Source organism: Sellimonas sp., assembly GCF_047234585.1.
In the GTDB taxonomy this organism is placed as follows: Bacteria; Bacillota; Clostridia; order Lachnospirales; family Lachnospiraceae; genus Sellimonas; species Sellimonas caecigallum.
Window position 1 is genome coordinate 1 of the sequence record NZ_JBKSWG010000043.1, and the last position, 11,517, is coordinate 11,517.

Genomic DNA, 11,517 nt, shown 5'->3' on the forward strand with positions numbered 1-11,517 from the left:
GGCAACACAAAAATTTTATATTTTTTTCATTGTCTACTTGACGGGTAGCACACCAATTTCGAGTCCCATTTTCAGTTTTGGCTGGTAGATGGATGCCATTCCTTTTTTTGTGCATTCGTGGTAGTAGCATCGTTCTTCGTATCCTGGCTGGGGTTTTTCCATATGCATCCAGTTTTCTATATCTTCGGCCGCGTGTTGATTGCGTGGGCGGACGTGTTCGGATGATATCGTAATTTTACTGTCTTCATCTAAAAGTGGGTATCCCATATTCATATGGTACAGGATTTCCACTGGTTCGGTGCGGTCGCCTTCATTTTGGATCTGGTCATGGATCCGGAAGGTGTTTTCTTGGAGGCTGATCCGGATTTCGCGGCAGAGTTTCAGTTTTCTGGAAAAGATTGTCTCATCGGATATTTCTGCATAGATTACCAGTTCATCGTCTTCTTTTCTCCAGTAATAGTATGAGGCCGGTGTATTGGAGATGGATCCATGCATGGGTACGGATTCTCCTTCGTCAATACACGGTACGCCTACGGATTCCAGTCCGCATGTCGTTAGAAATCCTGCGGTAAAGGATTTGAGGAAGTGGTCTTCTGTCCTGTCATAGTATGACGGTGCCACATAACCACATGGGGAGAAGTACCCCATATTCATGCCTTTGAATCGAAGTCTTGAAATATCTGCGGCGCGGTCCAATGATATCGTCAATTCCAGCCCTTTGCCGTTCCACACCTCCAAAAGCCGCATTCCGTCTCCTTTTCCTCCTGTGAGGCGATGTTCTTCTGCTCCGAAAATCTGTGATTCATGTCCTATATACGGATTCATACTCTGTTTCCTCCTTTTCTCCTCGATCCAGCCAGTTATCCCACGAGAGGGCGTACTGCTTCATAGAGATGACGATACCGCTGAAATATTTTTTCGTACGCCTCATGCCGTCCTGCATCAGGATAACAGATTCCTTTTTCCCGGATCATACATTTGGCCGCTTCTTTCAGATCCTGAAAATACCCGACAGCCGTCCCTGTGATCATAGCGCTTCCGACGGTGCCTGCATCTTTTGCCTCCAGCACCTTGATCGGCACATTGAGTACATCTGCCTTGATCTGAGTCCACACTTCGGAGGATGCCCCTCCTCCGGTGGCATGAAGCATGGAAAAGGAAATTCCTGCTGATCTTAGGATCTCTTCATTGAGCCTCATCTCGTAGGCTACTCCTTCCATACATGCCCAGTAAATCTCTTTCTTCTCTGTTTCCATCGTAAGTCCAAGGATTGCCCCCTTGGATCCCGTATCCATATATGGGGTGGCCGCCCCTGCAAAATGCGGAAGCACAAGGAGACCTGTCGGCCCGCTGTACCCTGCTTCCATCACATCATACGCCGACACATTCTCTTCCTTCGTTTTTTTCAATTCGTCTCCCGCAAATGTCTCAAGAAACCATTGGAGCAGCGCTCCGCCTGTGTAAGAAAATGCGTAGCACAAGTATTTTCCTGGGACAATGTACGGCGTGACCGCATATTTCCCTTTATAAAATTCCGGATTTTTCGGAATCTCGGAGAGGACACAAGTCATGCACTCTACCGTCCCTGCACCATCCACTGCTTTTGTTTCGTCAAATACGCCTGCACCCACAGCTGCCGCCACCTGATCATGGCTGACAGAGACAATCTTTGTCTGGCTGGAAAGTCCGGTCTGCCTGCATATCTCTTCCAGCGGTTCTCCTGCTATTGTCCCCGTCGGGACCGGTTTGGAGAAAAGCTCTTTGCGGACGCCTGCTGCCTCCAGTATCTCCTGACTCCAATCCAGTGCCCGTATATCGAAGGCCATTGTCCTGGCCGCCAGAGAATAGTCGATCTGACAGACGCCTGTGAGTAAATATACGATGTAATCTTCGATCAAAAAAATATGTGCAGCCTTTTCACATACATCCGGCCTGTTTCGGAACACCCACATAATCTTTGCAATACTGTACATTTCGTGCGGCACCAGCCCGGAAATCTCGGCAAGCCGTTCTTCCCCAATCTTTTCTTTCAATATGTCACACTCTTTTTGCCCTCGCGGATCAGTATAAAGCATGGATGGAAAAAGCGGTGTCCCTTCCTCGTCCGTCACAACAAACGTCTCTCCAAAACTCGTTACACCAATGCCTCCAATATCCGGGCAGCTCTCCGTCATGCTTTTTACGACTGCAAGTACGCTGTCTCTTACACCTGCAATGTCGATCTCATGCTCGTGATGCTTTCGGGATACCGGATAATCCCGGTATTCCTTTAAAAGCCTCTGTCCTTTCTCGTCAAACACCGTGATCTTGCATCCGGTTGTCCCGATATCCAGTCCTGCGATCTTCACTCTGTCTCCCTCCTGTCTCTTCGTCTGATTTTCCGGCAACATCTTTTTTCCTTCTACGACTCGATGGACACCACGTCATAGTGTAGATATGTCTCGAATGCTTCTGTGAGCACATCTTTCATATGTCCTACCCCAACTGACGTGTGGTGTTTAAATCCGCCTCTTGCCAGCCGAATCAGTTTGTTCTCAAGATCCGGTATCTCTGCCACACCGGCACATCCGAAATACGTCTCCTCGATCGGTTCTCCGGTAAACGTCCCTTCGCTTACATAGACGGTCAACTTTCCGTCTTCCGTCTTACAGTTGGAAAATGTCATAGGGAATGCCCGGATCCGCCCTTCATTTGCACCCCAGCCGGAGCCCGGATCATCTTTTGCGAACATCTTATGCTCTGTTACCGTTCCTTTCCCTGTCATGAGAGACTGTGCCACCGGCCCACAGTGGAACAAAATGACCTTGTTCTCCTGATCTCCATAGTTATTGTTCCAGTCAAGAACTGCCGTAGGCTCTTCGGATGCCAGATTCATGGCCCGCATGGTAATGGCCGAACAAAGATCGATCTCGCAGGATGCAACGATTCCCCTGTCGTTTAGTTCACTTAACAATACACATGGACAAACTCTAAGGATCGTCTCCATCTCATTCCAGCACCGGAGCGCAAGAGCATCCAAATGATACGTCTCGATGTACTGATCCAGCACAACGCTGATCTTTGCCAATGTCGTTTTATTTTTCTCCGGTACCCTGGAAAAATCGGTGTACTTCTCAAGCCGTTCTTTCTTATCAATGACGTTTTGATCTGCATCGCCCATATTCTGGACTTTGTAGATCAGTTCGGAGAGGTCAAAGGACTCCACATTGATCCCGTATTTCTGAAGCGTGATCTCATCGAACCGCACCGTCTTAAACGCTGTCGTCCTGGCGCCGATACACCCTACATTGAAGTGTTTCATTCCATTTACAACCCGGCAGATGGCCGCAAAATCCTTGAGATTTTGTGCGAAAGCCGGAGACAGCGGATGAACAACATGCGGTTTCAGAACAGTAAACGGTACTTTATACTGGCTGAATACATCAGTCACAGAGAATTTTCCGCAGAATGCATCTCTTCTGTGCTGGAAATCCATCTTCCCTATCTCGTCCGGGTATGCCTGCATCAGAATCGGCACACCCGCATTTTCCAATGCCTGGATTGCTCCATTTTCATCCACAAATATCGGCATGCAGAAGATGACGCCATCGTATTCCCCTTCGTGTGACTTCAGCCATTTCGCATATAGTCTTCCCTCATCTCTTGTCTCCACAGCCCCGTATCTCGTGGCATCCTCCTCCATGATCAGGTAGTCATACCCTGCATCCGTAACAGCCTTGACCATGTCTTTCCTTGCCCCTAAGATCAGTTCTCCCGGCATAAATCCTCGATTTCCAAAACAAAGTGCAAATGTCATTTTTCTCATTTTTCTTCCCCTTTTCTGCTCATTACCGCCCTGCAAAAATCTTCATGGCCTCTTTTACATTTTCCTTCATTGCTTCTCTTGCCGCCCGGATCGTTTCCGTGAAAAAGAGAGGCCCTTTGCCTTCCTGTCCTTTTCCGTACTCCAGACAAGCTGTTCCGCCCGCCTTGTCCATGTAAGTAAAATAATTGATCTTCCGCACTCCCGCCTCGATGGCTCTGTGAAAATCTTCCCTGCTTACCCCGGATCCTCCGTGCATGACGACAGGAATGTTTCCTGCCTCCTCCCGCACTCTTTCCACTACAGAAAAATCCAGCTTCGGCTCTGTGAGATAGATGCCGTGAGTCGTCCCAAAAGAGCATGCCAGGGCATCGATCCCAGTCTCCTCTGTGAATGCCTTAGCCAGGATCGGATCTGTATAAATCTTTGTCTCGTCTTCTTCCGGCTCTTTTTCATGGCCTGTTCCCGACTCTCTTTTTCCCATCGATCCCAGTTCGGCCTCCACGGAAGCCCCCCACTTTTTGGCCATCTCTACCGCCTGTTTCGTATTCTCGACATTCTTATCGTAATCCAGTACGGAACCATCATACATGATAGATGTAAACCCCATCTCCAGTGCCTTTTTCAGATACTCCAGCGTCTCCCCGTGATCCAGATGGACACAGACCGGGACATCTGCTTCCTTCGCCATCCTTACCATGATCGGTCCTATGACAGACAATGGCATCAGATCTTCATGGCACTGGGCGAACTGTACGATGACCGGAAGTTTTAATTCTTCCGCAGCACCGATGACTGCCTGCAGGCTTTCCAAGTTCGGCGTGTTAAACGATCCCGCCGCCATCTTTCTTTCCTCCGCCATCTCCAATATTTCTTTTAATGTTACGAGCATTCTCCATCATCCTCTCTTTTTCTCTGTGGCAAATCTTAACTTTATTTTACGCGATGGAGTCGGGGAAATATATAAAGAGATGTGCGTTTTACTTTGAATTCGTTCGCAAAACAAGTATAATAAAAACAAAGTTTTATGAAAGGAGAATCGACAAGATGATCTCATCTTTCAATCTGGATAAAGTAAAAGAATTGTTTCGTGATTTCTATACATTGACGAGGATTCGGGTAACCCTCTTTGATGAACGGTTTGAAGAACTGTCTTCTTATCCGGAACATCTGCCGGAATTCTGCCGCCTGCTGCGCAGTGATCCTGTCTCTGCCAAGCAGTGCCGCCTATGTGACAAAGAAGCATGCCGGGCGGCCTCCACCCGGCATGCTACCTATATTTACCGCTGTCACGCTGGTCTTACCGAAGCTATCTCTCCTGTGTATTTCGGAAATATCGTCATCGGTTACCTGTTTTTCGGACACGTCTTCTCCTACCCGGACTATGAGACCGGATGGACAGAGATCCGATCCCGATGCCGTTCCTGCCACGTGGACGAAGAAGCGCTTCATGCCGCCTGCCTGAAGCGTCCTATCATTTCGGAAGAATATATCCTTGCGGCCTCCCACCTGCTCCATGCCGTGGCGTCTTATCTATGCATGGAGCGTATGGTCACGATCCGCCGCCAGGAGCTTCCGGTCCGGATCGACGATTATATCATGGCACATCTGGACGAAAACCTCAGCGCTTGCGATATCTGCCGGGAATTCCATATTGGGAAGACGTTTCTCTACGAGATTGCCCACCAAAGCTATGGGACCGGAATTGCCCAGCATATCCGAAATCTCCGTGTGGCCCGAGCTCAGTCTCTTCTTTTGGAACACCCGGAACTTCGCATTAGTGAAATCTCATCCATGTGCGGATTTGCAAACTACAACTATTTCATAACTATGTTCAAACGGGTAACCGGCGTTACCCCCAAAGCATACCGAAGACAACACCTTGCTGCTATTCCTGATACCGGATCCGCTCCACGATCGATTCTTTCTTGACATTCCTGCTCAGGATAAAGGAGAGTCCCATCTGCAGCACTGCCAAAATGAGAATCATACACATAATTTCTGCAAGCGGGACATGATACACGTCCAATCCGAAATATCCATGCTCTCTGCCGTATCGGAAAAGTGCGTATCCGAGAGGCATTCCTGCTGCCAGAGCGATCATGACACTGCCTAATGTAAAGAGAAGTCCTTCATTTCTCAGCATCCCGTTGAGCTGCCGATTTGTCATACCAAGAGCCTGCAGGACGCCCAGCTCCCTTTTTCTTGTGATGATGCTGATGATCATCGTGTTGGCCATATTCATAAAGGCGATCAGTCCCACAAGAAAGAGGAGCGCATAGGCAAGCATCTCGAACATGCCGAGAGTGCTTTCCGCCGTTTCCAGTGCACCGAGATAGCTGCTCAGCTCATAGTGTTCTTTTCCTTCCAGCAGATTTTGGATCTCTGCCTCCACTTTTGCACAGTCTGCCTCTTTGCAGTCCACCCAGATCATCCCCGGGTTGTCTTCTGTAAATCCAAGTTTACGATAAGTATCCTCCGTGATCATCCAATCCATATTGCTGCTTCCAAAAGCTCCCTGCATTTCCCCTTCCATCGATACGGTCCGGTCTTTGTCGCCAAGTTCCATCTGTATCTGATCTCCAATGTCATATCCGCTTTCTTCGATGAAGTAACTCCAGCCGTAGATAAATGCATCTTCTTTTGCTGCTTTGTCGTAATCCACTGTCCCTTTTAATGAACCTTGATATGCTTCATCTTCAAACTCTTCTTTTCCCAGCACTCCGACACTCTGCAGGTTTCCTTCTGCATCCCGCGCATAGAGGATGTTCTGCAGACGTACCTCCGTAACTCCGTCGATTTCCTCAAGTGCCTGCAAAAATGCGTCATCAAAAGGATTATTCTGGAGGATGGAATCCAGGTTATTTTCCGGGTAGGCCGTATCGCTCAAATCATAATCAAGGGCAATCTGAAACTGCCCGTATGGCACCTGTTTTTTCGCATCGTATTTCGTGCTGATATTTCCTGTAAAGTTCGAAATTACCACAAAGAGAACACAGGAAAGTCCCATCGTCAGGATTGTCACGACAGTTCGCTTCCTGTTTATAGCCAGATTTGCAGTCATCATGGTTCCGACACTCATTTGCCTTTTCCCTTTTCTGAATCCTTTTCGTCTCTTTGATCCGTCTCCCTGGAAGCGGATCGCCTCCACCGGAGAAATTTTCGCCACGAGTTTCATTGGTTTTTTCAATGCCGCCCAAACAGCCAGGAGGGAAACGGCTGCACACAAAAGAAGGAGTGGAACGGACACCATAGAAAAATCGGTGTAAGCCTCTCTCCCCATCACAGACTGGCTCTTTTCCAGCCAGTAATGCATGAACGCCACGGTAATTCCGGCTCCTGCGATCATCCCCGGAATAATGGCCGGGAGCGCCAGCGTCATCCCTTCCCGAAAGACGAGCTTTCGCATCTGCTTTCTCGTCGTCCCAAGCGCCCGGATTTTTCCGTATTCCTGGATCTTCTGGATGACACCCACCTGGAAAATATTATAGATGACAAGGGCGGAAAAGAGGCATACAATAAGTGCGATTACCACACATCCGAATATCGTCTCCATCCCCGGATCCAGCGCCCAGAATGTATAGTATGTGTTGATGACTGTCTGACTTGGATTGATGCCGCATTCTTCTGCCAGATCTTTTTCAGTCATCTCCACTGTCTCCGCATTCACTTGTACTTCTTCTGAAAATTTAAAATACGCATTGAATGCACGCTCTCCATTTTTATAGACCGCTTTGTAAAAATCTTCGGACACATAGGCGGCATAGGACTGATTTTCCAGCTCTACAGGCGATTTTGTGATACCGCTCACGACAAAATCCGCGTCTCTGTATGTTTCCTGGTTATTTCTCCGAAACCGAAGTTTGATCTTGTCGCCCTGTTTGGCTTCCGGATATCCGAGTTTCTCAAAAAATTCCTCCGGTCCTGCAATCTCATTTTCTTTCTCCGGAAATACTCCTGTTTCCAACTGCTCTTTCAGATTGGTCATTTCAAGAGCTTTTTCGCCCATCCAGGATAAGGCAAGGCGGCTTTTGTTTTCCACTTCTCCCACGGAAGCTGCCCTGCCCACTTCCGCAAACTCACTTCTTTGTTCCATGGAATGTATTTGATCTTCCGCTACTCCCACATACATTCCGTAATAATCGCCGTAAAATTTTTCTGCGTTCAGCTTTTCATATTTGATTGTGGAATAACCGAAAGTTGCGATGGCGGACAGAAGCGTCATCGTAAGAAATACCGCCACCATGACAAGAACGCTCCTTGTCTTATTCTTTTTGTTGTTGCTCAGTGCAAGTTTTGTGATGGTTTTCATTTCAGTTCTGCCACCTTTCCGTCTTCGATGACCAAGATCCGATCCGCAATCTGCGCGATCTCTTCATCGTGTGTGATCATAACCAGTGTCTGCCCATATTTTTCCACCGACATTTTCAGAAGTCCAATGACTTCATCACTCGTCCTGGAATCCAGGTTACCGGTCGGTTCATCGGCAAACAAAATATCCGGCTTGGATGCAAGCGCCCTTGCAATTGCCACTCTCTGCTGCTGCCCGCCAGACAGTGTATTCGGCAGGTTCCGCAGCTTCTTTTCAAGCCCCAGCGTCCTTACGATATCCATCACAAACTCCTCGTCTGCCTTTCTTCCGTCAAGCCCCATCGGAAGAACAATGTTTTCCCACACATTGATGGAAGAAACAAGATTAAAGGACTGGAAGATAAATCCGATCTTACGTCTCCGAAACCTTGCAAGAGCATCTTCTTTGTAAGAAAAGATATCCTTTCCACGGATCAGTACTTTCCCGCTTGTAGGGGTGTCCAGACCTCCCAGCATGTGAAGGAGGGTACTTTTTCCCGAGCCGGATTTCCCCACAATAGCCACAAACTCTCCTTTCTGGATTTCGAGATTTGCGTTTCTTACCGCCTTTACTTCATTTTCTCCGCTTCCGTAATATTTACATAAATTTTTTGTTTCCAATATTCTGTCCATATGTGTCTTCCTTTCTGCCAGTTCTTTCTTCTTTCTATCCTACATCATACACGCCTTCTCTTACAGCCCACTTTCAGAAAAATAAAAGACACTTACAAAACTGTAAGAAATGATAAAAAGCAGTAGAAAAGGACCTCTCCACGGTTTCATTTTCCCCGCTTCTGGTCCTCTTCTTTCTATCGGTACGGAAGCTGAATGACAAAGGTACTTCCTTGTGTCTTTGCTCCTTTTCCTGTATTCACGCTGATGATCCCATTGTGGCCGTCTATGATCTTCCGCGTCAGATAAAGCCCGATGCCGGACCCTTCTTCTTTCTTTACCTCTGGCCGATCTCCCCGGTAAAACCGCTGAAACACTTTGTGGTATTCTTCTCTTTGGATTCCGATCCCTTCATCCTGGATTTCGATTCTGAGAAAAGACAGCCTTTTTTCTGCTCTCAGAAAAATATGGCTCCCCTTTGGGCTGTACTTTACCGCATTATCCAGAACATTGATCAGCGCTTCCCCAAGCCACTTTCTGTCATGCGGAATCTTGAGAGACTCGATTTCAGGATCCGCATCCATCTCAATCTCGATCTGTTTTTTATCTGCTTTCTCCCAAATTCTGTTGACCGCTTCCAGGATCGTATCGAAGATTTTTCCCTCGCAAAGGGAGAGCTCGATCATTCCTGTCTCCATGCGGGAAATATTCACAAGGATACCTGAAAGTTTCTCCAAACCAGAAAGCTGTACAGACAGCCGGGACTCGAACTCCTGCCGTTCCTCACTTGTGAGATCTTCTTTCGTCAGCACTTCAAAACAAGATTTCAGCGCAGCCACAGGTGTCTTGAGCTGGTGGGAAATATCGGTTACGAGAGTTTTTACCCCCTCCCGTTCCTTTTTGGCCTGATCCGTCACAACCTCCAGATAGCTGCACAGGGAATCCACCTCATCCAAAAGCATTGTAATCCCGCCCTGCTCTTCGGTAAAAATGTCATAATAGTCCGGCCCGTACCTGCCTTCCCTCACATCTTCCAAAATGGATGCGATCTTCCGAACCATGCGATCCCTTTCCCGTTCGGTCTTTTGCTTTTCCCATACAAGCATCAGAAGAAAGAGCAGCCAAAGTACCAGGCCGCCTCCCGCAATCCAGCAGCTTCTCTGAAGAAATTCTCGGCCAAACTCATTGGCATCCAGGTCTTCATAGCCATATGACTCCAAAATTTTCTTTGCGTCGTCCATGGTCATGGTTCCTGTTCCTTTTAAAACAGAGAGTGCTGTGTCCGTCTGATTGTCTGCACGGATGATCTGCGCTGCGGCGGTCACTTTTTCCTCATACTCCTGATACTGTATCCTGATCAGGAACAGGACCGCTGCGAACAGAAGGACAAAACCCATCGCCGCTTTTTTTGCCAGTCGTTTTCCTGCTTTTCCCATTGTTTCTGCTGCCTTCCTTTTTACTTATCGTCTTGCGCACTCTTTATCCCATATATACCCCAGTCCCCGGACATTTCGGATATATTCCGGTCTGGCCGCATCCGGTTCGATTTTCTCCCTGAGCCTTCGTATGTTTACCGCCACTGTATTTTCATCTACAAAGTCCCCGTCCAGGTCAAAGATTTGCTGCAAAATTTGATTTTTTGACAAAATCTGCTTTGGATGGTCCAGGAAAAGGCGAAGCATCTTCCATTCTGTCTTCGTAAATGAGACTTCTTTATCCCCATTTTTTGCTTCCAGCTGTTCTGGACAAAAACTCCAGTCTCCTGACTCGATACAGGACACCGCTGTCTGCACATGTTTTTTAAAGTACGCATTGACTTTGAGCATGAGTACCGACAAACTAAACGGCTTCGTCACATAGTCATCCGCTCCGGCCTCATACCCTATGACCTGATCCATCTCCTGGTCAAGTGCTGTAAGACAGATAATATGTGCCGCCGTCTTCTCCCGGATTTCCCGGATCAGTTCCAGACTGTTTCCGTCTGGAAGATTCACATCAAAGATCAGAAGTTCCGGGTTTTTTGTCTTTAGTATTTCCCTGGCTTCCCCTATCGTCCTAACCCCATAGACTGTGTATCCTTCTTTTTTCAACGTCAGCTCAATACCTCTGTTTACGCTTTCCTCATCTTCCAAAACAAGAATCGATGCCATCTTTTCTCCCTCTTCTCTACTCTTTTACTGCCCGTACTGCAAGGAAAGACGGGATATGGTATTCATGCAGCCGTCCCTCCCCATTGGTGTCTTCATATAGATCCGTAAGACGGAACCCCGCTTTCAAAAGCCCGCCGATCTGCTCTTCTGTCGTGTGGGAAAACTGGATCCCATCCCGTTTCTCCATACATTCTTTGTAGAGTTTTTCATCCTGAAGCGGATTGTACGGAAGCTTTCTCACAAGCATCCTCTCATCATCGTCAAATATATAGTTCAGGCCGATATCCACACCAGCCATCAAAATCCCGCCTTTTTTCAACACCCGAAAACATTCCTTCCACACCGGAAGTACTTCCTCTATATAACAATTTGCCACCGGATGAAATATCATGTCAAACGTCTCATCCGAAAATGGAAACGGGTTTGTCATATCTGCTTTCACGATCTGTATGTCATATCCTTCCCTCTCTGCCACAAGCGGTAGTGTCAAAAACTACCTGTTTTTTTGTTCCAAAATATAATAAAAACCTTGATTTTAAGGGAAATCCGCAATAAAAAGAGCATTGACCTCCCTTTTCTGGTATAATGTCAATCGCCAAACCA

10 protein-coding genes are annotated in these 11,517 nt (G+C 47.5%); 1 reads left to right on the top strand and 9 read right to left on the bottom strand.

Annotated features, from left to right (window positions below; all coding sequences use genetic code 11):
- Positions 1-33: 33 nt before the first annotated feature.
- From ACLROL_RS11630 to ACLROL_RS11645, 4 genes are read right to left on the bottom strand one after another with little or no spacing between them, the layout of a single operon-like run.
- Entirely contained in the window at positions 34-825 is a 792-nt protein-coding gene (locus ACLROL_RS11630; RefSeq protein WP_413067886.1) for an aldose 1-epimerase family protein, read from the bottom strand.
- 35 nt (positions 826-860) lie between these two features.
- Positions 861-2,390, bottom strand: a complete 1,530-nt coding sequence (locus ACLROL_RS11635; protein ID WP_413067887.1) for an FGGY-family carbohydrate kinase — start codon at positions 2,388-2,390, stop codon at positions 861-863.
- Positions 2,391-2,401: 11 nt separating this feature from the next.
- Positions 2,402-3,805 carry an L-fucose/L-arabinose isomerase family protein gene (locus tag ACLROL_RS11640; RefSeq protein ID WP_413067888.1) on the bottom strand — a complete coding sequence of 468 codons (1,404 nt, stop codon included), beginning with the start codon at positions 3,803-3,805 and terminating at the stop codon, positions 2,402-2,404.
- Between the two features lie 22 nt (positions 3,806-3,827).
- Entirely contained in the window at positions 3,828-4,694 is an 867-nt protein-coding gene (locus ACLROL_RS11645; RefSeq protein WP_087212564.1) for a class II fructose-bisphosphate aldolase, read from the bottom strand.
- Between the two features lie 155 nt (positions 4,695-4,849).
- On the opposite strand from ACLROL_RS11645, the gene ACLROL_RS11650 reads away from it, so the two are divergent.
- Positions 4,850-5,734 carry a PocR ligand-binding domain-containing protein gene (locus tag ACLROL_RS11650; RefSeq protein ID WP_158095394.1) on the top strand — a complete coding sequence of 295 codons (885 nt, stop codon included), beginning with the start codon at positions 4,850-4,852 and terminating at the stop codon, positions 5,732-5,734.
- Here ACLROL_RS11650 and ACLROL_RS11655 read toward each other — a convergent pair.
- The 5 genes from ACLROL_RS11655 to ACLROL_RS11675 form a co-directional block, all read right to left on the bottom strand.
- On the bottom strand, positions 5,691-8,114 hold the full coding sequence (locus tag ACLROL_RS11655) for an ABC transporter permease (protein WP_413067889.1): 2,424 nt from the start codon (positions 8,112-8,114) through the stop codon (positions 5,691-5,693). The two genes, ACLROL_RS11650 and ACLROL_RS11655, sit on opposite strands and share 44 nt — an antisense overlap.
- On the bottom strand, positions 8,111-8,785 hold the full coding sequence (locus ACLROL_RS11660) for an ABC transporter ATP-binding protein (RefSeq protein WP_413067890.1): 675 nt from the start codon (positions 8,783-8,785) through the stop codon (positions 8,111-8,113). The genes ACLROL_RS11655 and ACLROL_RS11660 overlap by 4 nt, the downstream gene beginning before the upstream one ends.
- A 176-nt stretch (positions 8,786-8,961) precedes the next feature.
- Positions 8,962-10,200, bottom strand: coding sequence for a sensor histidine kinase (locus ACLROL_RS11665; RefSeq protein ID WP_221920137.1), 1,239 nt, complete (start codon positions 10,198-10,200; stop codon positions 8,962-8,964).
- 24 nt (positions 10,201-10,224) lie between these two features.
- On the bottom strand, positions 10,225-10,914 hold the full coding sequence (locus ACLROL_RS11670; protein WP_087201223.1) for a response regulator transcription factor: 690 nt from the start codon (positions 10,912-10,914) through the stop codon (positions 10,225-10,227).
- Positions 10,915-10,930: 16 nt separating this feature from the next.
- Positions 10,931-11,404 carry a class I SAM-dependent methyltransferase gene (locus ACLROL_RS11675; RefSeq protein ID WP_413067891.1) on the bottom strand — a complete coding sequence of 158 codons (474 nt, stop codon included), beginning with the start codon at positions 11,402-11,404 and terminating at the stop codon, positions 10,931-10,933.
- Between the last annotated feature and the right edge of the window lie 113 nt (positions 11,405-11,517).

Coding starts and splice junctions, on each gene's coding strand:
- ACLROL_RS11635 (WP_413067887.1), bottom strand. CDS start 2,390: ATGTTGCCGGAAAATCAGACGAAGAGACAGGAGGGAGACAGAGTGAAG.
- ACLROL_RS11670 (WP_087201223.1), bottom strand. CDS start 10,914: ATGGCATCGATTCTTGTTTTGGAAGATGAGGAAAGCGTAAACAGAGGT.
- ACLROL_RS11655 (WP_413067889.1), bottom strand. CDS start 8,114: ATGAAAACCATCACAAAACTTGCACTGAGCAACAACAAAAAGAATAAG.
- ACLROL_RS11630 (WP_413067886.1), bottom strand. CDS start 825: ATGAATCCGTATATAGGACATGAATCACAGATTTTCGGAGCAGAAGAA.
- ACLROL_RS11665 (WP_221920137.1), bottom strand. CDS start 10,200: ATGGGAAAAGCAGGAAAACGACTGGCAAAAAAAGCGGCGATGGGTTTT.
- ACLROL_RS11640 (WP_413067888.1), bottom strand. CDS start 3,805: ATGAGAAAAATGACATTTGCACTTTGTTTTGGAAATCGAGGATTTATG.
- ACLROL_RS11660 (WP_413067890.1), bottom strand. CDS start 8,785: ATGGACAGAATATTGGAAACAAAAAATTTATGTAAATATTACGGAAGC.
- ACLROL_RS11645 (WP_087212564.1), bottom strand. CDS start 4,694: ATGCTCGTAACATTAAAAGAAATATTGGAGATGGCGGAGGAAAGAAAG.
- ACLROL_RS11650 (WP_158095394.1), top strand. CDS start 4,850: ATGATCTCATCTTTCAATCTGGATAAAGTAAAAGAATTGTTTCGTGAT.